This window comes from Actinomadura craniellae (genome assembly GCF_003289645.1).
Classification (GTDB): Bacteria; Actinomycetota; Actinomycetes; order Streptosporangiales; family Streptosporangiaceae; genus Actinomadura_D; species Actinomadura_D craniellae.
This window is the reverse complement of record NZ_QLYX01000001.1, coordinates 291,755-318,199: the sequence shown is the minus strand read 5'-3', so window position 1 is coordinate 318,199 and position 26,445 is coordinate 291,755. Positions and strand designations below refer to the sequence as shown.

26 protein-coding genes are annotated in these 26,445 nt (G+C 72.0%); 15 read left to right on the top strand and 11 right to left on the bottom strand.

The features are described from left to right. Nucleotides 1-219 precede the first annotated feature (219 nt). Nucleotides 220-1,803: a GMC oxidoreductase gene (locus DPM19_RS01300; RefSeq protein WP_111862882.1), complete on the bottom strand. Its 1,584-nt coding sequence runs from the start codon at nt 1,801-1,803 to the stop codon at nt 220-222. A 293-nt stretch (nt 1,804-2,096) separates the two neighbouring features. Next, a complete protein-coding gene (locus DPM19_RS01295; protein ID WP_111862881.1) occupies nt 2,097-2,597 on the bottom strand; it encodes a winged helix-turn-helix transcriptional regulator in 501 nt (166 codons plus the stop codon). 74 nt (nt 2,598-2,671) lie between these two features. Here DPM19_RS01295 and DPM19_RS01290 point away from each other — a divergent pair, with 74 nt between their 5' ends. Beyond that, the gene (locus DPM19_RS01290) at nt 2,672-3,979 is read left to right on the top strand and encodes an MFS transporter (RefSeq protein WP_111862880.1); all 1,308 of its coding nucleotides are present in this window, start codon (nt 2,672-2,674) and stop codon (nt 3,977-3,979) included. Nucleotides 3,980-4,028: 49 nt separating this feature from the next. Here DPM19_RS01290 and DPM19_RS01285 read toward each other — a convergent pair whose 3' ends face one another. Then, the gene (locus tag DPM19_RS01285) at nt 4,029-4,460 is read right to left on the bottom strand and encodes an SMI1/KNR4 family protein (RefSeq protein WP_158566670.1); all 432 of its coding nucleotides are present in this window, start codon (nt 4,458-4,460) and stop codon (nt 4,029-4,031) included. A gap of 187 nt (nt 4,461-4,647) precedes the next feature. Between DPM19_RS01285 and DPM19_RS01280 the strand changes: the two genes are divergently transcribed. Next, the gene (locus DPM19_RS01280; protein ID WP_146778713.1) at nt 4,648-6,243 is read left to right on the top strand and encodes an alkaline phosphatase D family protein; all 1,596 of its coding nucleotides are present in this window, start codon (nt 4,648-4,650) and stop codon (nt 6,241-6,243) included. Nucleotides 6,244-6,268: 25 nt separating this feature from the next. On the opposite strand, the gene DPM19_RS01275 is transcribed toward DPM19_RS01280, so the two are convergent. Further along, entirely contained in the window at nt 6,269-6,736 is a 468-nt protein-coding gene (locus DPM19_RS01275) for a MarR family winged helix-turn-helix transcriptional regulator (RefSeq protein WP_111862877.1), read from the bottom strand. A gap of 73 nt (nt 6,737-6,809) precedes the next feature. Between DPM19_RS01275 and DPM19_RS01270 the strand changes: the two genes are divergently transcribed. Then, nucleotides 6,810-7,526: a VOC family protein gene (locus DPM19_RS01270; protein WP_158566669.1), complete on the top strand. Its 717-nt coding sequence runs from the start codon at nt 6,810-6,812 to the stop codon at nt 7,524-7,526. 84 nt (nt 7,527-7,610) lie between these two features. Next, nucleotides 7,611-8,282, top strand: coding sequence for a transcriptional repressor LexA (gene lexA / locus DPM19_RS01265; RefSeq protein ID WP_233509823.1), 672 nt, complete (start codon nt 7,611-7,613; stop codon nt 8,280-8,282). A gap of 170 nt (nt 8,283-8,452) precedes the next feature. Here the strand turns inward: lexA and DPM19_RS01260 are convergent, their stop codons facing one another. The 5 genes from DPM19_RS01260 to DPM19_RS01235 all read right to left on the bottom strand — a co-directional run bounded on the left by DPM19_RS01260 (nt 8,453) and on the right by DPM19_RS01235 (nt 11,893). Further along, complete coding sequence (locus DPM19_RS01260; RefSeq protein ID WP_111862875.1) at nt 8,453-9,253, bottom strand: SAM-dependent methyltransferase; 801 nt, start codon at nt 9,251-9,253, stop codon at nt 8,453-8,455. Nucleotides 9,254-9,332: 79 nt separating this feature from the next. Next, nucleotides 9,333-9,527 (bottom strand): helix-turn-helix transcriptional regulator, encoded by a 195-nt coding sequence (locus DPM19_RS01255; protein ID WP_111862874.1) that lies wholly within the window; start codon nt 9,525-9,527, stop codon nt 9,333-9,335. Beyond that, nucleotides 9,524-9,943 carry a hypothetical protein gene (locus tag DPM19_RS01250; RefSeq protein WP_111862873.1) on the bottom strand — a complete coding sequence of 140 codons (420 nt, stop codon included), beginning with the start codon at nt 9,941-9,943 and terminating at the stop codon, nt 9,524-9,526. The genes DPM19_RS01255 and DPM19_RS01250 overlap by 4 nt, the downstream gene beginning before the upstream one ends. 597 nt (nt 9,944-10,540) lie before the next feature. Further along, nucleotides 10,541-10,870 carry a hypothetical protein gene (locus DPM19_RS01240; RefSeq protein WP_146778712.1) on the bottom strand — a complete coding sequence of 110 codons (330 nt, stop codon included), beginning with the start codon at nt 10,868-10,870 and terminating at the stop codon, nt 10,541-10,543. Nucleotides 10,871-11,131: 261 nt separating this feature from the next. After that, on the bottom strand, nt 11,132-11,893 hold the full coding sequence (locus DPM19_RS01235) for a GntR family transcriptional regulator (RefSeq protein ID WP_199484767.1): 762 nt from the start codon (nt 11,891-11,893) through the stop codon (nt 11,132-11,134). A gap of 66 nt (nt 11,894-11,959) precedes the next feature. Here DPM19_RS01235 and DPM19_RS01230 point away from each other — a divergent pair, with 66 nt between their 5' ends. From DPM19_RS01230 to DPM19_RS01215, 4 genes are all read left to right on the top strand, one after another. Further along, on the top strand, nt 11,960-13,048 hold the full coding sequence (locus DPM19_RS01230) for a DUF1152 domain-containing protein (RefSeq protein ID WP_199484766.1): 1,089 nt from the start codon (nt 11,960-11,962) through the stop codon (nt 13,046-13,048). A gap of 340 nt (nt 13,049-13,388) precedes the next feature. Continuing rightward, entirely contained in the window at nt 13,389-13,625 is a 237-nt protein-coding gene (locus DPM19_RS01225; RefSeq protein ID WP_199484765.1) for a hypothetical protein, read from the top strand. Further along, nucleotides 13,618-14,655 (top strand): polyprenyl synthetase family protein, encoded by a 1,038-nt coding sequence (locus DPM19_RS01220; protein WP_111862867.1) that lies wholly within the window; start codon nt 13,618-13,620, stop codon nt 14,653-14,655. The genes DPM19_RS01225 and DPM19_RS01220 overlap by 8 nt, the downstream gene beginning before the upstream one ends. Continuing rightward, nucleotides 14,606-15,751 (top strand): oxygenase MpaB family protein, encoded by a 1,146-nt coding sequence (locus DPM19_RS01215; RefSeq protein ID WP_233509738.1) that lies wholly within the window; start codon nt 14,606-14,608, stop codon nt 15,749-15,751. Before DPM19_RS01220 ends, DPM19_RS01215 begins: the two co-directional genes overlap by 50 nt. Before the next feature lie 141 nt (nt 15,752-15,892). Here the strand turns inward: DPM19_RS01215 and DPM19_RS01210 are convergent, their stop codons facing one another. Further along, nucleotides 15,893-17,197 (bottom strand): MFS transporter, encoded by a 1,305-nt coding sequence (locus DPM19_RS01210; protein WP_111862866.1) that lies wholly within the window; start codon nt 17,195-17,197, stop codon nt 15,893-15,895. Between the two features lie 358 nt (nt 17,198-17,555). On the opposite strand from DPM19_RS01210, the gene DPM19_RS01205 reads away from it, so the two are divergent. From DPM19_RS01205 to DPM19_RS01175, 7 genes are all read left to right on the top strand, one after another. Continuing rightward, a complete protein-coding gene (locus DPM19_RS01205) occupies nt 17,556-18,326 on the top strand; it encodes a hypothetical protein (protein WP_111862865.1) in 771 nt (256 codons plus the stop codon). Beyond that, nucleotides 18,323-19,744, top strand: coding sequence for a CocE/NonD family hydrolase (locus DPM19_RS01200; protein WP_111862864.1), 1,422 nt, complete (start codon nt 18,323-18,325; stop codon nt 19,742-19,744). The genes DPM19_RS01205 and DPM19_RS01200 overlap by 4 nt, the downstream gene beginning before the upstream one ends. Further along, nucleotides 19,741-21,135: a YcaO-like family protein gene (locus tag DPM19_RS01195; protein WP_111862863.1), complete on the top strand. Its 1,395-nt coding sequence runs from the start codon at nt 19,741-19,743 to the stop codon at nt 21,133-21,135. The genes DPM19_RS01200 and DPM19_RS01195 overlap by 4 nt, the downstream gene beginning before the upstream one ends. Beyond that, on the top strand, nt 21,132-22,364 hold the full coding sequence (locus DPM19_RS01190; RefSeq protein ID WP_111862862.1) for a YcaO-like family protein: 1,233 nt from the start codon (nt 21,132-21,134) through the stop codon (nt 22,362-22,364). The genes DPM19_RS01195 and DPM19_RS01190 overlap by 4 nt, the downstream gene beginning before the upstream one ends. Before the next feature lie 79 nt (nt 22,365-22,443). Then, nucleotides 22,444-23,394 (top strand): ABC transporter substrate-binding protein, encoded by a 951-nt coding sequence (locus DPM19_RS01185; protein ID WP_111862861.1) that lies wholly within the window; start codon nt 22,444-22,446, stop codon nt 23,392-23,394. Continuing rightward, nucleotides 23,391-24,467, top strand: coding sequence for a FecCD family ABC transporter permease (locus DPM19_RS01180; RefSeq protein ID WP_199484764.1), 1,077 nt, complete (start codon nt 23,391-23,393; stop codon nt 24,465-24,467). Before DPM19_RS01185 ends, DPM19_RS01180 begins: the two co-directional genes overlap by 4 nt. Beyond that, on the top strand, nt 24,464-25,255 hold the full coding sequence (locus DPM19_RS01175; protein WP_111862860.1) for an ABC transporter ATP-binding protein: 792 nt from the start codon (nt 24,464-24,466) through the stop codon (nt 25,253-25,255). The genes DPM19_RS01180 and DPM19_RS01175 overlap by 4 nt, the downstream gene beginning before the upstream one ends. A 16-nt stretch (nt 25,256-25,271) precedes the next feature. On the opposite strand, the gene DPM19_RS01170 is transcribed toward DPM19_RS01175, so the two are convergent. Further along, complete coding sequence (locus tag DPM19_RS01170; RefSeq protein ID WP_111862859.1) at nt 25,272-26,399, bottom strand: class II histone deacetylase; 1,128 nt, start codon at nt 26,397-26,399, stop codon at nt 25,272-25,274. Between the last annotated feature and the right edge of the window lie 46 nt (nt 26,400-26,445).

The window sequence follows — 26,445 nt, the reverse complement described above, 5'->3', positions numbered from 1 at the left end:
CTCAACCTACGCGCGACCACTGACGATAAAGGCGTCCGAACGCCGACATTCCCCTTCATGAAAGATGACCAGATGGTGACGTCAAGGCTGCCGAACGGTGAACGGCCGCCGCCGGGCCCGCGGACGCCGGCGGTGTGGTTCCGCGGTGAGGTGGGCGTGGGGACTCCCGAGCCGGCCCTTCCGCCTGCGGAAGGCCCCACGAGCCACCTGAACACCACCTCAGATGATCGTGCCCACGTCGCTGGCGACGAGCTCGTCGGCGGCGCGCTCGGCCAGGGCGGCGATGGTCATGGAGGGGTTGCAGGCCGCGGTGGTGCCGGGCATCAGGGCGCCGTCGAGGACGTAGAGGCCGCGGTGGCCCTGCACGCGGCCGGCGAGGTCGCAGACGACGCCCATGGAGGCGCCGCCCAGCGGGTGCCAGGTGGAGGGGACGACCGCGTTGGTGTCGATGAGCAGGGAGGCCGGTCCGGCGATCTTCGTGGCACGCTCGTGGATCTTCGCGTGCACCGCCTTGTCGCCGTCCTTGGGCCAGCGCAGGACGACGTCGTCCCTGAAGGGGTTGTAGGTGAAGCGGCCACGGCCCTGGCTGACGCCGAAGCCGACCATCATGGTGGAGCGCAGGTTGACCGGCAGCGGCGGGAGGGACGCCTGGATGACCGTGTTGGCGGTGGCGGGGGAACCCCAGTCCTTGCTGCCGTAGACGACCGGGCCGCCCTGCGGGACGCCGAAGTCGTCGGCGAGGTTGGTCCAGACGTAGATGCGGTCGCCGTTCGAGCCCCAGTTGGTGCCCAGACCGTCGGGCATGTCCGGGATCTTCCGCTTGGCGGCCGCGCGCATCAGCAGCTTGGTGGTGTTGACCTGGCCGGCGGACATGACAAGGGACTTCGTGGTGATGATCTTCTTTTCCAGCACCTCGCCCTCGGTGCTGAGGCGGTCGACATGCACCACCCAGCGGCCGTCCTTGGCCATCTCCACGTCGGTGACGTTGTGCTGGGTCGCGACGGTCACCAGGCCGGTGGCCTGCGCGGCGGCGATGTAGGTGACGTCCACCGAGTGCTTGCCGCCGTTGTTCACGCCCAGCGCGCAGTCACCGTTGGTGTAGGACGGCTTCATCTCGCCCTTGAGCTCGCGCAGCGCGAAGTTCCAGTCGATCGGCATCGGGATCTTCGACAGCGAGTAGCCCGCGCGCTCGACGTTGCGGCCGAAGATGCGCGACGGCAGGTAGGTCTGGCTGTTGATCAGCTCGTCGGGGGCGGTCTGGATCTTCAGCATGCGCGCGACCCGCGGGTAGTAGACGCTGTCCATCACGGAGTAGTCGATCTGCTCGGGCATGGTGGCGTTGAAGATCTCCCGCGAGGGCTGGAGGGTCATGCCCTGGTAGACCAGCGAGCCGCCACCGACGCCCGCGGCACAGACGATGTTCATGTTCTCGCCCTCCACCGCCTCCAGGAGCCCGAGGTAGGGGTCCAGCTGCGGTGTCCGGATCCCGAAGATCTCAAAGGACATGCCCATCCAGAACGCGCGCTTGTCGATGCCGGAGGCGCGCGGGAAGGTCGCGGCGTTCGGGCCGGTACGCCACCACAGGCCGCGTTCCAGGACCAGGGACGGCACTCCGGCCTGCGCGAACCGCAGGGCCGCCACGCCGCCCCCGAAACCCGAACCGATGATCACGAGGCGCTGCTCCTCGCGCGTCACCGGAACCCGCCTGCGCGACGAGGCCCGGGCGCTCTGCGCTCCCACGACCGACAGCCCGGCAGCGGCCGTGGCGCCGGTGAGCAGCGAGCGACGACTGATCGTGGACATGACGCTCCAAACGTTGGGTGGGGCAGGACGCGGCGTGCGGCCTCGACCCGGCACGACCGGAAAGGAACTGTTCTCGGGCGATCTGGTCCCGCGACTCGCAGGACGGTGGGGTGGGTGGCCCGGACGGCCCTGCGCCCAGGAAGCGGTTCCTGCTGAATGGTGGCCCGAGGTTAACGACCTGCAACCGACAGCGTCTAGCCGCCCGGCTAGACAATTCCTAGCCGCACGGCTAGCACTTTTCTACCAAAACCCCGGGTTCACTCCCGCCCTGACACTAGGGACTCAGCCGCCCGTCAGGGTTCGCCCAGGACGCCCGCGGGGACCAGCGCGTCACGCGCGTTCTTCCAGGGTTTGACCCAGGTCATGTGCTCGGGGACGAGGACCTCGCCGCAGGCGCTGCACACCTGCCCCTGCGTGGTCTCGTTGCCGCAGGTCCGATGGATCATGGCCATGTGCCCGCCGCCCGCGGGCATGGCGGTGTGCCGCTCGCCCCACAGCGCGAGCTGTTGCAGCACCGGCAGCAGTTCCGCCGCGGCTTCGGTCGCCGCGTACCCCTGACGGGTGCGTCCACCGCTGTCGTATTCGACGCGCACCAGCAGGCCGGCATCGACCATGGCGTGCAGCCGGCGGCTGAGCACCGCCTCGGAGATGCCGAGATTGTCGCGCAGCGAGTCGAACCGGCCGCGGCCGTGGAGCACGTCGCGGATGATCAGCAGCACCCATCCGTCGCCGAGCACGTCGAGTGCGCGGCGGATCGGGCACAGCTCGTCGGACCAATCGGATCGCAGGGGCATCGCCTTCCCCGTCACCTCACGTCCCGAGTAGGGTGACCGCCAGGATATAGCTTCTTTTAAGAAAGTCAGCTGGTATGTCGCCGAAATCCCCCGTACGCGCCCGCGCACCCCGTGTCCACCCGGCATGGTGGGTCGCGGCCGTCGCGTTCCTGGCACTGCTGGGGGCCGCGGGCTTCCGCGCCGCTCCCGGTGCGCTGATGGTGCCGCTGCACCACGAGTTCGGCTGGTCGATGAGCGCGATCTCGCTGGCCGTGAGCATCAACCTGGTGCTCTACGGCCTCGTCGCGCCCTTCGCCGCCGCGCTGATGGACCGCTTCGGCATGCGCCAGGTCGTCTCGGCCGCCCTGTCCCTGGTGGCGCTCGGCGCCGCCGGCAGCGTCCTCATGACGGCCTCCTGGCACCTGCTGGTCTTCTGGGGTCTGCTGATCGGCACGGGCACCGGGGCGATGGCACTGGTGTTCGCCGCGACCATCGCCAACCGGTGGTTCGTCGAACGCCGCGGCCTCGTCATGGGCGTGCTGACCGCCGGATCGGCGACCGGACAGCTGGTGATCCTGCCGCCCGTGGCCGCCCTGGCCGAGAACATCGGGTGGCGACCGGCTTCCCTGGTCATCGCCGCGGCGGCGCTGGTCGCCGTGCCGCTGGTGTGGCTGGTCATCCGCGACCACCCCGAAGATCGTGGCGTCCTGCCCTACGGCGCCGACCCGGCGGGCTACCTCGCCCCACCGCGTGCCGTGGGCGGCGCGGTCCGGCGCGCCCTCGAAGGTCTGGCCTTCGCGGTCCGGCACCGGGCGTTCTGGGCGTTGGCGATCGCGTTCGCGATCTGCGGGGCGACCACCAACGGGCTCGTCGGCATCCACTTCATCCCCTCGGCCCACGACCACGGGATGCCCACCACCACGGCGGCGGGCCTGCTGGCCCTCGTGGGGATCTTCGACATCGCCGGCACGATCGCCTCGGGCTGGCTGACCGACAAGTTCGACCCGCGCAAGCTCCTGGCCGCCTACTACGCCTTCCGGGGAGTGGGCCTGCTCCTGCTGCCCTGGCTGCTGTCGGACCAGGTGCACCCGAGCATGATCCTGTTCGTCGTCATCTACGGCCTGGACTGGGTGGCCACCGTTCCCCCCACCGCGGCGCTGTGCCGTGAGATCTTCGGCGAGCGCGGCACGATCGTCTTCGGCTGGGTGTTCGCCTCCCACCAGATCGGCGCCGCCGCCGCCGCGTTCGGCGCCGGCGTCGCCCGGGACACCTTCGGCACCTACACCCACGCCTGGTGGGGCGGAGCGGCGATATGCGCCGTCGCCGCCGTGTTGTCGATCATGGCCAGAGGCACCCGCATCGCGCAGGCCACCAAGGTTCCCCCCACGGCACGGTCGGCCTGAAGTGACCAGCAGGCCACTGGGTGCGGAGGCCACTCGCGCTCCGGGCGGGTCACAGCTGGATGCGGCCGGTGAGCCATGCCTGGATGAAGTGTTCCAGGGACGGCGCGACGCAACGGCGGTTGTCGGTGCGGTGGTCCCAGACGAAGATGTCCGGCCTGCCCTCGGGGACGAGGGCGTAGGCGAACAGGCTGCCGTCGCCGGGGGCGTCGGAGAAGAACAGCAACTGGTCGAAGGACATGTAGAGCCGCTTCAAGGCGGGGTAGGTGCGCATTTCCAGATTGCCCTGGAGGAGCTGTTCGGCGGAGAAGACCAGGTTGTAGCCGTTGGCGTCGATCACGCCGTTGGTCTCACCGAGCAGTTCGGCCAGTTCTTCGGGCAGCAGATGCCCCAGCGACTCCTCGACCCGGTGCAGTTCCCGTTCCGTGGCCGGAGAGGCGAACCCGGCCCGGGAGGTGTGCTCTTCGATCAGCTTGCACCACATCGGCAAATCATGGCGAAAGCAGCCCACGCCGTCCAATCGGCGGGTATCGGACACCTCCACTTGCTGGATAAGCCCTGACACCATTAGCCCGATTAAGCATCTTCTGCGCCTGTTGTCCAGATCTTGATCGCGTGAACGTCACTCGGCGTATGGAGTGAGGTCATGATCGCGCCTTACGTTGCCGATCATGCCTGACAGCCCCTCCTTCTCCCGGTCCAACCCCCTCGAGCGCCGCACGTTCCTGCGGGCCGCGGGGGGTGGCGCGGCCGGGCTGGCCTTCAGCCTGGGCCTGCCCACGCCGGCGTCCGCCGCCACCCCGCGCGCCCTCGGGTACCCGTTCACGCAGGGCGTCGCCTCCGGTGACCCTCTCGAGGACGCCGTCGTCCTGTGGACGCGGATCGCGCCCGACCCCCTGCAGCCCAACGGCGGGCTGCCCCACGGCGCGCGGGTGAAGGTCGAATGGCAGATCGCCGAGGACCCGCGGTTCCGCCGGCCGGTCCGGGGAGGGCATGTCGTCACCAGCCCCGACACCTCGCACACCGTCCACGTCGACGTGCGCGGCCTGCGGCCCGGCAGGCGCTACTGGTACCGGTTCCGCGCCGCGGGACACCTCAGCGAGACCGGCAGCACCACCACCATGCCCCCGGCCCACTCCATGCGCCCGCTGAAGTTCGCCGTCGCGTCCTGCCAGAACTACCGGGCCGGGTACTTCCAGACGATGCGGGACGTCGTCGAGCAGAACGCCGAGCTGATGCTCTTCGTCGGCGACTACATCTACGAGTACCCCGTCCAGCAGCTCGCCGTCGGCCGCCCCATCCCCGCCGACCTGCCCGCCGAGGTCATCCCCACCACGACCACCCTCGACCAGTACCGGCTGCGGTACGCCCTCTACAAGACCGACCCGGACCTGCTGGCCGCGCACCGCGAGATCCCCTGGATCCTCACCTGGGACGACCACGAGATCTCCAACGACTACGAGTCCTGGGCCACCCCCGACCTCGACCGGCGGGCGGCCGCCTACCGCGCCTACTGGGAGTTCATGCCGATCCGCTGGCCCCGGCCGCCGCGGGGTGCCGACGCCCGCCTCTACCGGCGGTTCCGGCATGGCGCGCTCGCCCAGTTCGACGTCCTGGACACCCGCCAGTACCGCGACCCCATGGTGTCCGGCACCGTGGTCGACGCCGGGCCGCGGCGCGACCCCTCGCTGGTCATGCTCGGTGACGAGCAGGAGTCCTGGTTCCGCGCGGGCCTCGGCCGGACACCGGCACGCTGGAACATCGTCCCCCAGCAGATCCTCATGGCACGCTTGAACACCGCCGCCGACCCCGAGGCGCCCGCCGTCTTCTCCGCCGGAACGTGGGACGGCTACCAGGCCTCGCAGCAGCGCCTCTTCGACACCGTCTCCAGGTCGCTCGACCGCAGGACGGTGCGCAACTTCGTCGTGCTGTCCGGGGACGTCCACTGCGGGTACGTCTCCGACATCCACGCCGACACCCTGGACCCCGGCTCCAAGGTCATCGGCGCCGAGTTCACCTCCCTGTCCATCAGCTCCGCGCAGGACTTCAACCCCGCGGCCAACGAGGCGCGCCAGATCCGCCGCACCGTCAACCCCTCGCTCAAGTGGGCCGACCTGCACTGCGGGTACGCGCTCTGCGACCTGAACGCCCACGAACTCCGCGTCGACTTCCGCGCCGTGGACAAGGTCAGCGTCCACGACGACCCCGTCTTCACCGCGGCCTCGTTCACCGTCCAGGACCGGGTCCCGGGGGTGTCCCCCGCCTGAGAACACGGGCGCGGGCGGTGCGCGGTCAGTCGGGCTGTCGGGTCGGTTCCGCCGTCTCCCGCTCGTAGGTGAGCAGGGTGTCGATCACCGTCTCCCGTTCGGCCGGTGACAGCGGCTGGAGCGCGGTACGCCAGGCCGCCGCCGCCGTGCCCAGCCAGCCCTCGATCGCGGAGCGGTGGGCGTCGGTGATGCTCACGATGGTCCGGCGGCGGTCCTGCTCGTCCTCGCGTCGCCGCAGGATGCCCTGGCGGCTCAGGTCACCCACCATCAGGCTGACCGTCGTCGAGGCGAGCTGGAGCCGGCCGGCGAGTTCCTTGACCGTGGTGGGCCCGTCGTAGAGCAGCAGGGCCAGCAGGGACAGGTGCCGGGGCGTGAGCGCGAAGTCACGGAGCCGCTCCGGGATCGGCGTCCGCTTCGCCCGCGCCACCAGCCGCGGCATCAGCAGGATCATCTCGCGCACGCCCTCGTCGAGAGTCGGACCGTCGGTTGACATCGCACCTTCCCAACTTTAGGTTTGCTTTCAAATCTATTTTGGAAGCAACGCTTCAAGCGTGGCGGAGGACCCCGTGCCTGTCTACGACCTGGACCACTGCACGCTCGGCGTACGACACCTCTACGCGAGCGCCGAACGGCTGCGCACCGAAACCGGGCTACGCAGCCACGAGGGCGGATGGCTGGACACCATGCCGACCGCCCACCGCACCATCCCCCTGCCGGGCGACGCGTACGTCAACGTCGAGTCGGTCATCGACCACCACGCCGACCTGCCGCCCGGGGTCGACGCGTTCCGCACCTGGTTCGAGCAGACGACCCGCCGCGGCGACCACTGGATGACCTGGAACCTGCGGGCCCGCAGCCGCGCGGACCTCGAAGACGTCGCCCGGCGCTTCGGCGGCGAGGTGGTGACCGCTCCCGGGGCCCGGCGGCCGGACGGCACGACCACGACCACGGTCATGGCGCCGGGGAACGCCGCGGTGACGTGGGCCCGAGGACTCCCGAACTGGTACTTCCACCCGGACCTGGAGCAGCACCCCGCCCGCCGCGCTCCGCTGACCCACGAGCGCCCGCTACACGAGATCTCCTGGCTCGAGGTGGGCGGCGACCCCGCCCACCTCGAGGAGCACATCGGCACCGAGACCTTCACCGCGCTCCCGCTCCGGTTCGTCGACGGCCCGGCCGGGCTGTACGGCGTCGGGCTGACCACCCATGACGGCGAGGAGATCGCGCTGCGCGCCCCCTCCGGCGCCCCCGGCCTGGCCGAACTCGCCGCCCGGCCCGCCTGAGACCCCGGCCACCCGCGGGAGCCCCCGACGCGTTCCGGCGCGGAAGGACGGAACGCCGTGGGATCACCCAGGCCAGGGCCTATGATTCGGGCGGTGAGCGCCTACGACGAGCTTGACCGGTTCGACCACTTGGACGTCTCGGGCCTGCCGGTGCGGCAGCAGCAGATCCTGGCGGCGATCCGCGACTGGGTCGCCGCGCACGGGTACGCGCCGAGCGTCCGGCAGATCGGTGCCGCGGTGGGGTTGCGGTCCTCGTCCTCGGTGTCGAAGCACCTGGCGAGCCTGGAGGATCAGGGCTTCGTGCGGCGCGGCAGGACCGTGGCACGGCCGATCGACGTGCGGGACTTCCTGCCCGGAGCCGGGCGGGCGGAGCCGGACGCCGGCTCGGTGACCGTGCCGGTGGTCGGCGACATCGCCGCGGGGACCCCGATCGTGGCGGACGAACACGTCGACGACCTGCTGCGGCTGCCCCGCGACCTCACCGGCCGCGGCACCGTGTTCGCGCTGCGGGTGCGCGGCGACTCGATGGTCGACGCGGCCATCTGCGACGGCGACATCGTGGTGGTCCGCCAGCAGCAGGAAGCGCACTCGGGGCAGATCGTGGCCGCGATGATCGACGGCGAGGCCACGGTCAAGGTCTACCGCCGGCGCGACGGCCACGTCCTGCTCGAACCGCGCAACGCCGCCTACGAGGTGATCGACGGCGATCAGGCCGCCATCCTGGGCATCGTCGTCTCGGTCCTGCGCACCATGTGACGCACCGCCCGCGCAGGCCATCGCGATCGTCCATCCACCCGGGCGGAATTCGAACCCGCGGCGCGAGGAGGGCCGGACAACCGTTCCGGGGCACTGCGGTTCAAATCCCCGCCGCCCCGTTCGACGGGCACAAGTGGTGTCGCCCAGCCCGGCAACACCAGACCCGGTTCTCAGGGCTTACGCCCCACACCCCCGTAGATCGGAGCTGTGGTCGGGTGCCCCAGCTCGACGCCTTCTGGGGGACGCCACTGGTTGACGTACACCAGGCCCGGCTCGACCATCTCCAGACCCGCGAACAGCTTCGTCACCTCATCGTAGGGACGAGGGTGCAACGAGGCGCTGACCCGACTGCTGTACTCCCGCGCGAGATCGTCCGCCTCTTCGAGGATGTCACTGGTGAAATGGGAAATCGCGATGTGACTCCCAGAACAGACTGCGTCCTCGAAGGTCGCGACGATCCGGGACGGGCTCTGCTCATCGCTGATGAAATGAAAGACCGCCGAGAACAAGACGGCGACGGGGCGACTGAAATCCAGGTGCTCCCTGGCGGCACGCAAGATCGAGTCGGGATCGGCGAGGTCACCCTCAAGCATGATCACGGTGGTGCCGGCGAGCAACGCCCGCCCATGGGCAATGACGCTCGGGTCGTTGTCGACGTACATCACGCGTGAGCCGGGGACGATGGACTGGGCGACTTCGTGCACGTTCTCTTGGGTGGGCAACCCGGTGCCCAGATCGAGGAACTGGTCGATGCCGGCTCCCGCCAGATAGCGGACGGCTCGGATCAACCATGCACGGTTCCCCCTGGCGGCACCTTCACCGCTGTCGGGGTAGACCCTCTTCATCTCTTCGACGGCTTGGCGATCAGAGGGATAATTATCCCTGCCGCCCAGCAGAAGGTCGTAGATCCGGGCAGCTGATGGGATCTCGGGATTAACGCCGGGGGGTACAGGCGGATCTTCATGAGGCATTTCATGATTCTAAATAGGCTGTGCGCATCATTGGGCCTTCCCTCGATCCCCGCGATCCGCCCGGAAGATCCAGGACGCTTCATTGGTCGTCGAGAAAGACCTCTTCGATCTTCAGGTCGAACAGCTTGGCGAGGCGGAAGGCGACCGGAAGGCTCGGGTCGAACTTCCCCGTTTCGATCGCGTTGATCGTCTGCCTTGACACGCCGGCGCGCTGAGCCAGGTCGGCCTGCGTCCAGGCATGTTCGGCCCGGAGGTCCCTGATGCGGTTCTTCACCGGTACCTGATCTTGCCGACGAGGACGCCGACCGAGTAGACGACTCCCAGGAGCACGGGGAAGACCGCGATATTGACGTCCTGGACGACGAGGTCGGCGGCGTCCGTGACGACGTAGGCGAACCCGCCGACCCACCCCACTCCGAGGGTGACCACCAGCGCATCCTGCACGATCTTCCGCTGCAGCTCATCCTGTGCTCGGAGAAAGCGCGCGAAGGCGACGATCCATCCGATGCCGACGACGAGATTGACGGCGACCGCGGCCCAACTCACCACCGATTGCCGCGATTCCCACAAGAGCCCAGGACCGAACTTGGCCAGGGCGAGGGTCGCCGCCCAGGCGAGTGTCCAGAGTGCGAGTCGAACGGTTGTCTTGATCGAGTCCTGATAGGCCCCGGTCTCGTCGTGTGCCTGCACGAGCTGCCCTTCCTGTAACGCGAAGTCAAGTACACTTGACACGGTAGAAGGCACCCGTCGCGATGTCAAGCTCACTTGACAATGACCGAGCCGATCCCGACCCGGACGGCACGGAACTACCGCCGGTTCCGCAGCCACGGCGGATCCTCCACGAGGTGAAGGCACCCTCGGCTGGCCGATCCGGGAGGCGGCTCTCTCACCGGCCGAGCACACTGTGGGCATAAGCGGTGCCACGTGGATGGCCGTCCGGGCGGGGGCGCTCACTCATGCGGCTTGATGGATGGTGGGGTTCTCACCAGGCCCACACCCCGTTCGGCAGTACACCGGGACCTCCAGGTCTGCCGCCGCGGCTGTGCCGCTCTGGCTCTGCGTCACCCCTTGGCGTGGGGCGCGGCCAGGGCCATGCCGCCGGGGAGGCGATCGCACGTCCCAACTCGGCCGGGGTGATCGCTTCCACCAGGCGCGGGCCGTGGTCGGTGCCGACCATGGCCCACCACCGGCCGGTGAACGGGCCGAACCACACTACGGCCGCGGGAAACCGTGCCCGTAACTCCCGGACGGCGGAAGCGGCCGTGGCCTCGCCCGTCGCTACGGTGGTCATCGCTGTTCGCCCGCGGGCTGGTCCGTGGCGCACGAGCGCAGCACTTCGGCGATGACCTCTGCGGCCCCGGCAACGTCCGTCACCGCCAGCGGGGCGGCCGTGTCGATCGGCGGTCGGCAGACGAACTCTCGCCCGTCGTCGCCGACCTGGACGTCCATCAGCAGGTTCGGGCCGGTGAACAGCACGCGCGGGACCGCGTCCCGCAAGGTCACCGCCACTCCTGGCAGGTCCGGGACGCCGAGCCCGACCAGGTTCCGGAGCAGCTTCGACAGCAGGGACAGATGCCGGACCTTACTCTCGGCCGCCCGCACCTGAGCGGGGGTCACGGCTCCACCACCGCCATCGGCGGACGGTTCGGCCAGATCTGGGTCCCGGCCAGGCCGCGTGGCAGGTCAACGGCCGCCAAGCCGATCCGAGGACAGTCGTTGGACGCTCGTCTTCCGTTCATCTCACCTCACTGGTGATCCGCCCGTACTTCGGATGACCTGGCCACTTGACCTTCTGGATAGTGGCATAGGCCAGTTCTCGTAGAGTGGCATAGGCCACTTGGAGCGGCAAGGGGTTCCAAGGAACCCGGCAGCCCGGGCTCAGTGAATCGTGTACTGCTGCTCGTAGGTCCAGGCGTCGGGCGGGTACACGGCCTCGGCGAACTCCAGCGGCCGTTCGTCCATGTCGAACACCACATGCCGGACGACGAGCACAGCCGTCGGACCGGAGAGGCCGAACACGGACAGTTCCTCCGCACCAGCCAGCCGGGCGGCCACCCGGTCGTAGGCGTGCCGGGCCCGCCGGCCCGTCGCGCTCTCCACGTAGGCGAGGGTGCCCTCGCGGATCCGGTCACGCCCGGTCAGCCGAGGCGCCCGGTCCGCGATCGCCACCGGGTACCAGGACGTGGAGACCTCCACCGGCCGATCATCGCGATAGGTGATCCGGTGCCGGTGCACCGCCCGTTGCCCGCCGTCCAGTGCCAGCGCCTCGACCACATGCGGAGGCGCCTGGACGATCTCGGCCGCCACGATCTCCGCCCGCTCGTTCGGCGGATAGATCCGGCCGGTCTCATCCGCCTTCTGGTATCGTTCGCGCGCCCGCCGATGCAGGTCATACCGGTTGAGCACGTAGGTTCCCGACCCGCGCCGGGATTCCACCAGCCCTTGCACCCGCAACGCCTCGAGGGCCTTCGTCGCGGTCGGGCGCGAGACTTTCCACTCCGCCGCGATCTGCCGCTCGGACGGGACCTCGTCTCCCGGCTGGAGATCACCACGCAGGATCCGGTCACGGATGTGTCCCGCGATCTGCAAGTACTTCGGTAGGGCCTGCTCCAGCTCCGGCATCGCTCCTGCCTCACTCACAAGTGGATAATGCCACCGGCCACCCTACTGGCCATCGGCTACGCCCCGGGACCTAGAGTGCAACCCGTGACCCGGCTCTACGTGGCCGCCGGCGGCGGAGGCGACTCCCTGGCCGCCGCCATCATCCACACCGCCACCAGCACCGAACCCGCCCATATCGCGACCCTCGCCTGGGACCGCCTGCTCATCGACCCGCTCCCCGGCCCCCGAAGCCCGAGCGACTTCACCGGCCTGCGCAGGCTCGGCGAGCACGTCACCACGATCACCTCCGACACCCGTCCGATCCCGCCGGCCGGGTCCACGCTGCCCCGTCTCGCAGCCGAGATCGACGCGACCCTCGTCCTCCTCGACCCCACCGGCGGCGCCACGGGCCTGCGGACCCAACTCCGTGAACTTGCGTCCTCGCTCGCCGCCCCCCGCGCCGAAATCATCGACGTCGGAGGGGACGCCCTCGCCCACGGCGACGAACCCGGGCTGCGCAGCCCCCTGGCCGACGCGCTCGCGCTGTCCGCCTGCCAGGACATCGGGATCCCGGTGGACGTCCTGATCGCCGGGCCGGGACTCGACGGCGAAATCCCGGAAGACCAGGTGCTGGCACGGGCAGGCGATCGCATCGCCACCCGCCTCCACCGCGCCGATGCCGAGCGCCATGCCCATGTCTTCGACTGGCACCCCTCCGAAGCGACCGCCCTGCTGGCCGCAGCCGCGCGCGGTGCCCGCGGCACCGCCGAAATCCGGGACGGCGGCCTACCGGTCGCCCTTACCGAGCACAGCTCCGACGTCCACCGCCTCGCCCTCACCCGAGCCCTGGCCATCAACACCCCGGCCCAGGCCCTGCGGCACACGACCTCCCTGCACCAGGCCGAAGAGACCATGCGCACCCTGTGCGGCTTCTCCGAAATCGACTACGAACGGGCCAAGGCCACCAGGACCCCGCCCGCCGGCCCCACCGCCATCACCAAGGACATCGACGACGAGGCCCGCGCCTACGAACGCGACGCCGCCGCACGCGGAATCGACTTCCTCACCTTCCGCCGCCTGGCCGAAGTCCTGAACCTGTCCGCCACCATGACCGGACACCTGCGTGCCCACCTCATCGCCACCCGGCCGGCCCACCACCTACCACCGATCTGGGCGACCCGGCCCATCCGCTGATCTCTACTCCCAGGACTGAGGTGCCCTGGACCTTCCGGAAGGTCCAGGGCACCTCACAGATAGGTCACGTCCAGCGGACGTGGTGCATGAGCCGGCTGCCGCGTAATCCTGCTGTTGCAGGTCAAGCGGTGAGTTCTCGACGGTCGATCATGGAATCGGGCGTGGTGTCCTCGACCACGCGCAGGCGGGTTTTGGCGAGGAGCTCCAGGCCCATGCGGGGGTGCGCTTCGAGGCCAGTATGTCCTCACTGCCGAGCGATAAATGTAATGAATCAATCGCGCTGTGTAATGCCGACGGAGTGTCATGGCTGACGGTGTTGTCCAGGGAACGGAGAGTGCCCGTGAAGCCAGGTGAACGCGTCAGGCCGCAGGACGAGGTGATCTATCTGGCGGCCGGGGTGGCCGATCTGGTGATGGGAGGGATGCGGAGCACGGTCCGGCGTCTTCCCGGGCTGGAGGCGGTGCGGGAGGAGCTGCGGGCGCGGGGTGCGCTGGCGCTCAGGCGTACCGGGCACCTGCCACACGCGCACATGGAGGTGATCGCCCGGCGGGTCGTCGAGCGGAACTCCGATGGGTGACCTTCGGCTCCGGGTCGATCGGATGCTGGCGGAGTTCGTCGAAAGCGAGATCGCCGAGCTACTGGCGCTGGACGGAGAGCTGGCGCCGGTCGCCGAGCAGATGCGCATCTCGGTCGCCGGGGGCAAGCGGATCCGTCCGGCGTTCTGCTACTGGGGGTGGCGAGCGTCGGGACAGCCCGACACCGACGGGATAGTCCGTGCGGCCGCGGCGTTGGAACTGGTGCACGCGGCGGCCATCGTCCACGACGACCTCATCGACCACAGCCCGCTGCGGCGGGGCCGGGCGACGGCGCACGAGAAACTCGGTGACGGCCTGGCCGTCCTGATCGGCGATCTGTTGATGGCGTGGGCGGGACAGCTGTTCCATACCTCGGGCCTGCCGCGAACGTTCCTGGCCCGCGCCATTCCGTTGTGGACGACGATGGCCCGCGAGCTGGTGGCCGGCGAGTGCCTGGAGCTCCTGCGCACCGGGCTCACCCCCGATGTGGCCCGTTCCCTGGCGATCGTGAGGTTCAAGACCGGCTCCTACACGATCGAGCACCCCTTGCTGATCGGCGCCGTGCTGGGTGGTGCCGGCACCACGATGCTGAAGGCGCTGGCCGCCTACGCGCGTCCGCTCGGCGAGGCGTTCCAGCTGCGGGACGACCTACAGGACGTGTTCGGCGACCCCGCGCAGACCGGCAAGTCGTGCCTGGACGACCTGACCGGCCGCACACCGACCGCGCTGCTCGCCCTCACGCTGGACCTGGCGCCCCCTCCGGACCGGCGACACCTGCAGAACCTGCTCGCCGGCGGGAGGGAGATCACCGCCGCCGACGCCGCCGCGATCAGAGAGATCATGCAGCGGTCGGGGGCACCTGCCCGGGTGCGGCAGATGATCGACGAACGCGCCGAGTCCGCACGAACGGCGCTGGAGCGGGCCCGCCTGGCGCCGGACACCGTCCCTGCCCTGACCCGACTGATCTGCGAGGCGACCGCCGATGATCGAGTACACCGACACCGCCATGGACGAGCTGCGGCTGAAAGGTGACGAGCTGGCCGACGCGACCGTCGAAGCCCTGTTCACCAGCGGGCAGGTGTCCAGGTTCAACACGCTCATGCGCTGGTTCACCACCTCCGGGCAGGCGCTGCCGGAGGGGCTGCCGGACGCCGCCCGCGACTACCTGCAGGCCACCGCGACTCCACCCGAGTGGGTCGACTGGGCGGTCATGGAGCAGGCCCGGCAGTTCTTCATCGACAACGACGTGCACATCTCCACCGCGCTGTCGTTCGCGGCGATGCCGGCCTGTTACGTGGTCCCGCATGTGGCCCGGCTGCTGTCGGCGACGCACTCGCTGGCCTACCCCGCCCGGCGGATGGCCGAGACCGGCCAGTTCACCGTCTACCTCCTGCAGCCGGACGCGTTCGAGGCCGGCGGGCGGTTCCTGCCGGCGGCGCAGAAGGTCCGGCTGCTGCACGCCTCCATCCGGCGCCACCTCCAGCAGGAGGGGCGCTGGCCCGAGCCCGTCCCCATCTGCCAGGAGGACATGCTCGGCGGGCTGATGATGTTCAGCATCCAGGTCCTGGACGCGCTGCACCGGCTGGGCGTCCACATCACCCCCGAGGGCGCCGAGGCCTACTACTACGCCTGGCGGGTCGTGGGAACGATCCTCGGCTGCGACCCGGCGACCATACCTCCCGACCTGCAGGCGGCCCGGGAGTTCTCCGACCGGTACATGCTCCGCCACATGGGCCCCTCCACCGAGGGGGCGCACCTGACACGACAACTCATCGACATGTACGAACAGGTCGTCCCCGGAACCCTCCTGGATCCCGCCGTGCCCGCCCTCATCCGCTTCCTGGTCGGCGACACCGCCGCCGACTGGCTTCAGGTCCCCCGCTCCCGCTGGGACACCATCACCAAGATCGCCCCCATGCTGCTGGGAACGATCGAACGATTCGAGGACCGCGGCCCCTGGGCGGCCCAGCTCTCCGACCGGCTCGGCCGCCTGGTGACGACACTGGAACTGTCGTCCCTGACACGCGGCCGCGTCATGCACTACGCCATCCCCGAAGAACTCAAAGCCGCCCACGGCGTCCCGACGGCAACGGCCCGCTGGACTCCACCACCCCCCACCGGCAGCTGACCTGCCAGAACCACCCCCGGGGCCCGATGCCCTCAGCGGGCGAGAACGCCCCGGACATGTCGCCGAATACCGACCCTCGGTGATGAAGTCGCCGGGGAATCCGGCCACCGACCGTTCGGCCTGCCGTCCCGTGGCCGGTGGTCAGGGGCTCTTCCGGTGCTCGCCGTGTAGGTGGCCGGAGTGCTCCTGCTGGGGGAGGTCGATGCGGCCGGACGCCAGGGCCGCCAGCCAGATCGCGCCGGGCGCGGCCATCAGCGTGCCGAGCAGGAGCAGCAGGGTCCGGTGGCCGAGGGCGCCGAGCAGGGCGCCGGTGGTGAAGGCCGAGACGGCGAGGCTCGTGGTGGCGACGGCGCTCCACAGCGACATGACCCGGCCGCGCGTCTCGTTGCCCGCGGCGGCCAGCAGCGCGGCGATGGCGGTGGGCCCGTAGACGACCTCGGCCAGCGCCGCGCACCCCCAGAGCACCAGGGCGCCCGCGGCGGAGGCGGGCAGGCCGAGCAGCGCGGTGCACAGGCCCTCGCCGAGGCAGGACAGGCCGACGACGGCCAGTCTGGCCCGGGGGCGCATCCGCTGCAGCCGGGGGGCGAGCGCCACCAGCGTCACCGCTCCGACCGTGCCCTGGACGGCGTAGAACCAGCCGGTGCCGCCGTCGCCGAGGTCGTGGACGTGCAGGGCCAGGTAGGTCATCGCGGTGATCGTGCCGCCCAGGCCCAGACAGAAGACGGCCTCGAGCCAGAGCAGGGCCGCGATGATCCGGACCCTGCGGGCGGTGCGCACCCCCTCCCGGAAGGCCGCGGCCCAGCCGGGTGCCGGGCCGGTGGCACCACGTCGGTCGCCCCGTTTCACCCGCGCGGTGAGCAGGAAGGACACCGCGAAGGACAGCGCGTTGACCACGAACGCCCAGCGCCAGCCCAGCAGCCCGATGACGGCGGCACCGGCCAGCCCGCCCACCGCCTGGAACAGTAGCCCGTTGACCTGGACGGCCGCCGAGTAGAGCACGTACTCCTCGGGCCGGACCAGGGAGGGCATCCAGGCGCTGCGGGCCGCCTGGAAGACGAAGCCCGCCCCGGCGGACAGGAACGTCAGCGGGTAGACCAGCCAGAGTGTCCGGGGGCCGTCGGCGAGCAGGAAGCTCAGTGCCAGCACGGCCAGTACCGCGTCCCCGGCCAGCATGATCGTCCGGCGGTCGGCGCGGTCGGCGAGGACACCGCCCCAGGGCCCGATCAGCAGGCCGGGCAGGTAGCGCAGGGCCAGGGTCGCTCCCGCGGCCAGGGCCGCGCCGCTGTGCTCGTAGACCATCGCGAACACCGCGACCGCGCTGAACCAGCCGCCGCAGACGCTGATCAGGTTACCCAGCCACAGGCGCCGGAAGTCGCGGTTGCCGGTGAGCAGCCCGACCAGCCCGTTCGCCGGGGGCGCCGCCTCGATTCGGGGGGATGCGTCCATGGATGCCCACCCTAGCGATATTGACAACCGTTTTCATTCTCAGATCTAATGCGGACGCACGGAGATTCGAACCCCTGCCGGTCTCTCGTGCAGGGGTGGTCGACGCCGCGGCGCAACTCGCGGCCAAGCCGTCCCGGAGACCGGAACCCCCTGCGGAAGGAGGTGAGCACACATGAAGGTCAAGAAGCTGGCGGTCGCCAAGAGCCGCAGCCAGGTTCACTCCTCCAACCACGCCACGGCGCGGTCGTCCGCCATCGCATGGCGCTGACGTGAGGCGGTGAAGTGAAGTTCCGGCCGGTGCGGGCGCAGACGAGTTGCGCCCGCACCGGTTCCCCCAGAGTAGAGACGCGAAGGGCCGATGAACGACGTGCGATGGACCGGTGGGGTGTCGCCGATCCCGGCGGGCGAGGGCTGGCTGGTGCACACGCCCGCCGAGGAGTTCCTCGCGATCGAACCCGACGGCGGCACCACCGACCTGACCGACCCGGAGCTGCGGTCGGCGCTCGCCGCCGAGGGAGTGCTCGCCGGACCCGCCCCGCGCCCCGGCACCGTGGGCGTCGCCGGGGACTGCCCGCTCGCCGACGCGGTGGCGGACCTGCTCACCCGGACCGGGATCCGGGCGCTCCGCGGCACCGAGGACGAGCTGATCGGGCGGGCGGCCGGCCTGGCCGCCCTGGTGGCCTGCGCGCCGTGGCTCCCCGACCGGCGCTGGACCGAACTGGACGCCCGCTGCCTGGCCGCCGGCCTGCCCTGGCACCGCGGCCACGCCGAGGGGCGCCGCTGGTACACCGGCCCGTTCCGAACCGGCCCCGCCGACGCCGGGTACACCGACACCCGGACCCGGCGGCTGGCCGCCAGCCCCTGGCCGGACGAACTGACCGCCTACTGGCGCTGGCTGGACGAGGGCGGCCGCCCCGAACCCGACCCCGCTGCCCCGATCGGCGCGGCCATGGCCGCCGCCCTGATCACCGCCGACCTGCGGGCCTGGCTGTGCGGCGAAGACCCTCCGGGCCGCGGCGTGCAGGCGGGCGCCGACCCGGCCACCGGCCGGGTCGCCCGCCATCCGGTCCTCCCGATCCCCGCCGGCCTGATGCGCGAGGCGCCCGCCCCCGCCCGGGCGGGCCGGTGACCGGGCTCCGCCCGCGCGCGGTGAACGAACGGCGGATCGAGGTGGACCTGGCCGTACGGGCGCGCGACGGGGTCCGGCTGGTCGGCGACCTGTTCCTGCCCGAGCGCACGCCCGCGCCGGTGGTGCTCGTACGCACCCCCTACGGGGCGGCGGGGGCATGGCCGGAGGCGGCCGCGCTGGCCGCGGCGGGGGTGGCGGCCTACGTGCAGGACCTGCGCGGGCGGCAACGCTCCGGCGGCGAGTTCGTCCCCGGCGCTGACGAGGGGCCGGACGGCGCGGCCACCGTGGACTGGGCCGTCGCACGGCCGTGGTGCGACGGCCGGGTGCTGGCGGCCGGCACCGGTTACGAGGCGTACGCGGCCTGGTGCGCCGCCGGCCACCCGGCGGTGCGGGCCGTGGCGTCCCGCCAGCCGTGGCCGGTCACCGGCACCCCGCCGCTCGACGACGAGCTGTGGTGGCGCACCGACCTGGCAGGCGGCCCGGCGGTCCGGCCCGGCCTCTACGACCTGGCGCTCGCACTGGATCCCGCCCTGGCCGCCGACCCCACCGGCCCCGGCCTGGAACGCCGCTGGCCGGTGCCCGTCGGCCCGTGGCCGCCGACGCCGAGCACCTGGAAGCCGCAGGCACGCCGGGTGGTACGGGCGATCCGGGCCGCCGCCGTCCCGACCCTGCACCTGGGCAGCTGGTACTGCCGGTCGGCGGAGACCACGCTGCGTCACGCGCTGCTGGCCGCCGACCCCACCACGGTCGTGGGCGGCTGGGCTTCCCCGCTCACCCACCGGCTGCGCCCCGAGTGCGCGATCGAGGCGCCGGCCGAGCCGGACGCCGCCGAGCTGATGCTGAGCTGGCTGGCCACCGTCGCCGCTGGGGAGAAGTGGACCGACCCCCACCGCTGCCTGGTGCTGGGCGGCGGATGGGAGGACCGGGACCCCCGCCCGTCCCGCCGCCCCCGGTACCGGCCGGTGCCGGCGGCGGCCGACCGGACGGGGCTGCGCCACGACCCCGCCGACCCGTTCCCGTCGCTGCCGCACTCGGCGGACCTGGCCGCGGTGGCCGGGCGCGAGGACGCGGTGCGGCTGACCGCCGACGGGCCGCTGCGCTGGCACGGCGCGGCGCGCCTGGACGTGACCGTCCGCGCGCGGCGGCCGGTGGAGCTGGTGGCGACGCTCGTGCACGAACGCGCCGACGGCGCCCGGGTCCGGATCGGCGACACCACCGCCCCGCTGCCGGCCGGCACCGGCCGGGCCGGGCTGCGGCTGCCGCCCGTCGCCGCCGACCTGCCCGCCGGAGACCGCCTGCACGTGGAACTGACCGCCGGGCGCGTCCCCCGCCATCGCGCCCCGGCCGAGCCGGTCGGCCTGGAGTTCGAGTTCGGTCCGCTGCGGCTGCCGCAGCCGAACGCCGAGGAGCACGGATGAACCCCGACGCGCTGGTCGACCCGCGCACCGGAGTGATCACGCAGGTCGTCCACGCCGACCCCGAGCCGTGGTGGCCCCGCGGCCTGGACGTCTGCGCCACGCACGTCGCCGACATCGCCGCGCGGCTGCCCTGGCCGGCCGACCGGTTCTCCACCGGCACCGCCTTCGGCGACCCCGACCGCGCCAGGATGAGCGCGATCGGCGAGGCGGTCGAGCGGTACTGCGGCAACTTCGTCCCCGCCGGGCTGCGCCGCGCCTCCCGCGCGGAACTGGTCGCGGCCGGCGAGAACGCCCTCGACCCGGCGGCGCTGGCGCTGTACTCCGCGGCGCAGTACGCCGAACCGGGCTGCCCGTTCACCCCCTTCACCGCCGACCTTCCGGTGCTGTGGGCCGAAGGGGCGTCGCTGCCGGCGGGCGAACCCGTCTGGGTGCCCGCCTCACTGGTCTACGTCAACTACCACCAGCCGCCCCGGCTCGACGAGCCGGTCACCAACTTCGTCATGCTCGCCGGGATCGCCGCCGGCACCGACGACCGCATGGCCCGCACCGCCGCCCTCGAAGAGGTCGTCGAACGGGACGCCACCGTCATCTGGTGGGCCAACCGGCTGCCCGCCCGCCCGGTCCGGATCGACCACCCGCGGCTGGCCCCGGTGCTGCGCCCCGCACCCGGCCTGGGACCCGGCTGGGCCCGGGCGGCCGGCGCGGCCGGGCCGTGCCGGTACCGGGTGGTCGCGCTGCCCACCGTGTTCGACATCGCCGTCATCGGCGTCCTGCTGGAGGATCCCGAGCACGAGCTGACCGTCTTCGGTGTCGCCGCCCGCACCGACCCCGCCGCCGCCGTGCACAAGGCGCTGGCCGAGGCCGTCACGCTGCGCCAGTACGCGATGGGCCTGCTGGACCCCGGCGGCGATATCTGGACCGCCGCCCGCGAGGGGACGATCCCGCTGGAGTTCTTCCACCCGCACCGGGCCGACCGCCGCTACGCCGACTCCTACCGGCCCGACTTCCGCGACGTGGCCGACCTGTCCTGCCACAGCCAGATCTGGCTGGACCCCCGGCTGCGCCGCCACCTGGAGCCGATCACCGGCGACCACCGGCCGATCGGCCTGGACGAGCTGCCCCGGCCGGCCGGCGACCCCTACGAGGTGTACCTGGGCCGGCTGGCCGCCGCCGGGTTGTCCGCCTGCGCGGTGGACGTCACCACGCCCGACGTCGCCGCGGCCGGATTCCGCGCGGCGCGCGTGGTGGTGCCCGGCGCCTACTCCAACGCCCCCGCCGCGTTCCCCTTCCTCGGCGGCACCCGGCTGTACACCGACCCGGTCCGGCTCGGCCTGCGGTCCGCCCCGATCCGCGAGGACGAGGTCAACCTCGTCCCGCTGCCGCACACGTGAACGCCGGGCTGCTCGACCCGCGCTGCGGGCCGGTGCGCTCCGTGGAGACCGGCCGCAGCCATGGCGTGCTGCACACCGCGACCGCCGAACTGGCCGCCACCGGCGCCTTCGCGCTGCCCCTGGGCAACCCCGTGGTCGGCGGCACCTCGTGGACCGGCCCGGCCGAGGCCGCCCGCCGGGCCATCGGCGAGGCCGCCGAACGCTACGCCGGCCACCTGGTGCCGGCCCGGCGGCTGGTGCGGTCCGGCTGGCGGCGGTTGGGGTCCCGCGCGGTCGACCCCGCCGCGCTCGCGCTCTACTCACCCGCCCAGCACGGCAGACCGGGATTCCCCTTCGCCGGGCTGCGCCGCGACGACCCGGTGTTCTGGGTCGCCGGGCGCACCGCGGCCCGCGAGCGGCGCATGGTCCCGGCGTCGCTGGTCTGGCTGGCGCACGGCGAGCACGCCGGAACCCGGGGGCGGCCACCGCACCTGCCGATCGCCGCGGGCATCGCCGCCGGGCCGACCCCCGCGGCCGCCCGCTCCGCCGCGCTCGCCGAGGTGGTCGAACGCCACGCGCTGGCCACCGCCTGGTACGCGCACCGGGCGTTCCCGCCGCTGCCGCCGCTGCCGGTGCCGCTCCCCGAAGGGGTCCGGCTGAGCTGGCACCGGGTGCCGAACCTGGTGGGCGCCCCGGTCGTCCTGTGCGCCGCGCGGGCCGGCGGCGAGCGGCTGGGCGTGGGCTGCGCCCTCGTTCCGGACGCCGCCGACCCGGTCGCCGCCGCCGGCGCCAAGGCCGCGGCCGAGGCCCTCGTCTCGCTCGACACCCTGGACGCGGTGATCGGCGGTATCCCCGAATGGTCCGCGGTGCTCAAACCACGGCGGGACGACCGGCGCTACGCCGACTCCTACCGGCCCGACCTGGCCGACGCCACCGACCTGGTCTGCACCCTGCAACTGCTGGCCGACCCCCGCGTCGCCGGCGCGGTCGCCGCCCGGCTGGCCACGGGCCGCCCCGGCGGCCGGTGGCGCCCCGGCCGGATCGACCTGGACGCCGCCCTGACCGCCCGCGGCCTGGCGGCGGTGGCCGTCGACATCACCCCGCCGGACCTGGCCCGGCTCGGCCTGGCGGTGGCCCGCGTCGTCGTGCCCGGTCTGCGCTCCACCGGGCCCGCCGCGTTCCCCTTCCTGGGCGACGGCGCCGAACCGCTGCCCCCCGACCCCGAACGGCTGCCGATGCCCCATGTCTGAGACCCCGGGATCGCGGAGCGGCCCGCTGTACCCCGGTCCCCGCACGGGCCGGGGAGAACGAGGAAGAGGAAACCCCCTGATGAAGAAGATCCCTGGTGTTGTGGCGGCCGCGGCGGTCGCCGTGCTGGTCGCGGGCTGCGGCGGCGCGGAGGACACCACCACGGCCGGGCCGTCCGCCGCGCCGGTCACGGTGGAGAACTGCGGCGTGTCCTACCGGTACGCCAAGACCCCGGAGCGGGTGGTCACCTCCAGCACCGTGGCCACCGAGGTGATGCTCGCGCTCGGCCTGAAGGGCCGGCTGGCGGGCACCGTGGCCGCCAAGGACATCGTCCCCGAGTACGCCGGCGACCTGCGGGGCGTCAAGGTGATCGCCGAGAAGGCCTTCCCGCCGCCGTCCAAGGAAGTCGTCTACTCGGTCAACCCCGACATGGTGGTCAGCGGCTACCCCGACGACTACGGCCCCAAGGCGATGGGCGACCGGGCCGCGCTGCAGCGGGAGGGCGTCAACACCCACCTGCTGTCGGCCAACTGCCCCGGCCGCAAGGCGAAGGTCGAGGACGTGTACGCCGACGTGCGGGCCCTGGGCAAGGTGTTCGGCGTCCCCGGCAGGGCGGAGGAACTGGTCCGCCGGCTGCAGGGTGAGGTCGGCGCGGTCAGGCCGGCCTCGGGGGCGCCCAAGGTCTTCGACTACGCGGGCGGCAAGGCCAAGCCCGCCACCGCGGGTTCCGCGGCCCTGGTCGACGACCTGATCCGCCGGGCCGGCGGCACCAACATCTTCCCCGAGGTCACCTCGTACAAGCAGGTGAGCTGGGAGGAGGTCGTCAAGCGCAACCCCGACGCCATCCTGGTCGAGGACCAGGTGTTCGAGCCCGCCGCCCAGGCGATCGCCTTCATGAAGTCCTATGGCCCGCTCAAGGACGTCACCGCGGTCAAGGAGAACCGGTTCATCATCGTTCCCGTCAACGACACCCAGCCGGGCGTGCGCAGCGGCCGCGCCCTGAAGACGATCACGGAGGGACTGGCCCGGTGAGGGTCGACGCCGGCCCCCTCGCCGGGCGCCGCCCGGCGAGGGGGCCGTACGCCACGTCACCCGCCCTGGTCGGGATCCTGGCGGTGGTGCTGGTGCTCTCGATGATCGCCGCGGTGGGGCTGGGGCCGGTCTCCATCCCGTTCGGCGACGTCGCCCAGGTGATCGGGCACCGTTACCTGCCCGGCCTGGTGGAGCCGGCTCCCGCCGGGCCGCAGGCGGTGATCGTGCTGGACATCCGGCTGCCCCGGGTGCTGCTCGGCACCGCGGTGGGCGCCGGGCTCGCGACCGTGGGCGCGGTGCTGCAGGCGGTGCTGCGCAACCCCCTCGCCGACCCGTACCTGATCGGCGCGAGCTCCGGCGCCTCGTTCGGCGCCGTCCTGGTCATCATCGTCGGCATCACCCCGTTCGGCCTGTTCTCCCTGCCGGTGGCCGCCTTCCTCGGGGCGATGGCGGCGTTCGCGCTCGTCATGCTGCTGGCCGGCGGCCGGGGGACGGTCGCGCCGACCCGGCTGATCCTGGCCGGTGTCGCGGTCGCCGCGTTCACCGAGGCGATCACCCACTACCTGGTGCTGACCTCGCCGGACAAGGACGTGCGCTCGGCCATGTTCTGGACGCTCGGCGGGCTCGGCGGCACCCAGTGGCGCGACATCGGCGTGCCGATCGCCGTGGTGGTGGCCGGCACCCTCTGGTTCTGGGCGCAGAGCGGCCGGTTGAACGCGCTCGTCCTCGGCGAGGAGGGTGCCACCAGCCTCGGCCTGGAGGTCGGCCGGCTCCGGCGACGCATGATCATCGGCTGCGCGGTGGTCATCGGCGCGGTCGTCGCCGTCAGCGGCGGCATCGGGTTCGTCGCGCTGATGGTCCCGCACGCGGTGCGCCTGGCGGTCGGCGGGGACAACCGCCGGGTCCTCCCGCTCAGCGCGCTGACCGGCGCGATCCTGCTGCTGTGGGTCGATGTCAGCGCCCGCGTGCTCAACCGACCGGACGAGATCCCGATCGGGGTGATCACCGCCGTCCTCGGCGCGCCGTTCTTCCTGGCCCTACTGCGGCGCGCGGACCGGAAGGAGTGGCGATGACCGCCGTCTCCCTGCACATCGACGAGCTGGGCTGGGCGCCCGCGGGACTGTCGGGGGTCACGCTGCACGTGCCCCCCGGACAGATCGTCGGCCTGCTCGGACCGAACGGCAGCGGCAAGTCCAGCCTGCTGCGCTGCGTCTACCGGAGCGTGCGGCCCGACACCGGCACGGTGCGCGTCGGCGGCGCCGACGTGTGGCGCACCCCCGCCAGGGACGTCGCCCGGCAGGTGGCCGTGCTCACCCAGGACTCCCCCGCGGACCTGGAGAACACCGCCGAGCAGATCGTCGCGCTCGGCCGCGTCCCGCACCAGGGCCCGCTCGGCGGGCTGTCGGCCGCCGAGCACCGGATGGTCGCCGACGTGATGCGGCGCTGCGACGTCGCCCACCTCGCGCACCGCTCGGTGACCACCCTGTCGGGGGGCGAGCGGCAGCGCGTGCAGCTCGCCCGGGCACTCGTCCAGGAGCCCCGCCTGCTGATCCTGGACGAGCCCACCAACCACCTCGACCTGCGCCACCAGGTGGAGGTGCTGCGACTGGTCGGGCGGCTGGGCGTCACCGCGCTGATCGCCCTGCACGACCTGCAACTGGCCGCCGCGGCCTGCCACCGCCTGGTGGTGCTGGACGGCGGGCGCGTCGTCGCGGACGGCCCCCCGCCGGAGGTGGTCACGGCCGAAATGCTCCGCGAGGTCTACCGGGTCGACGCCGATGTCACCTCCGGCCCCGACGGCCTGCCCCGGGTCGCCCTCCGCCTGCACGACGCCTGTGGGGCACCGACGTTGCACACGTAAGCGTTGGTCCGGGCCTTCAGGTCGGCGCGGACGACCGGGTGAGGTCGGCGACGAACGGGCTCACCCGGTCGACGGTGGCCTGCTGGTGCGGTTGCAGGTCGCGGCCGGCGAAGCCGGTCACGATCGGGGCGTACGGGTCGGGGAACGCCGGCGCGCCGGCGAGGGCCTCCATGACCGCGAGGCCGCAGAACGGGACGTAGACGGGGCTGTAGCCGCCCTCGTGGGACATCGCGATGCGGCCGTCGCAGGTCTCCTCGGCCACCGCCATCAGCCGCTCGGTGAGCATGCGGTAGCCCTCGGACGTGACCAGTTGCCGGGCGAGCGGGTCCATGGCGCTCGCGTCGAAACCGGACGCGACGAGGACGAGGTCGGGCTGGAAGGCGCGGATGGCCGGCACCACGACCTGGTCCATCGCGTAGAGGTAACCGTAGTCGCCGGTCCCGGGCGGCAGCGGGACGTTGAGCGCGTAGCCGTGCCCGGCTCCGGTGCCGCGCTCCTCGACGGACCCGCTGTTGGGCGGGAAGACGTTGTCCTGGTGCAGCGAGATGGTGAGGACGGACGGGTCGTCCTCGAAGGCCGCCTGGGTGCCGTTGCCGTGGTGGACGTCCCAGTCGACGACCGCGATGCGCTCGACGCCGAGGGCCTGCTGCGCGTGCCTGGCCGCGATCGCCAGGTTGCTGAACAGGCAGAAGCCCATGCCCAGGTCGGCGACCGCGTGGTGCCCCGGCGGCCGGACGAGCGCGTACGCGTTGTCCACCGCGCCCGAGACGACCGCGTCGACCGCCGCGATGACCCCGCCGGCCGCGAGCGTCGCGATCTGGTAGCCGCCCTGCCCGAACGGTGTGAAGCCGTCGCCGCCGTCGCCGCCCTTCGGCAGCCGGCTCTCGCTGCGGATGCGTTCGAGGTAGGCCTCGGTGTGCACGCGCAGGATCTGCTCCTCCGATGCGTGCACCGGGCGGATGCGCTCCAGTCGGTCGATGAGCCCGCTGACGACGATGAGTTCGTGCATGCGCCGCTTGGTTTCCGCGTTCTCGAAGTGGACGAACGGCTGGAGCCCGGCGGCGGGGTCGGCGGGGAGAAGCCCGACGTTGGTTCCCGTGTCGTGCCAGCCGAAAAGCTCGTGATAGACGTACCCGGTCGTCATTGCGTCCCGCTTCCTCGCGTTCGAATCGGAGACAAGTAGACGGCAA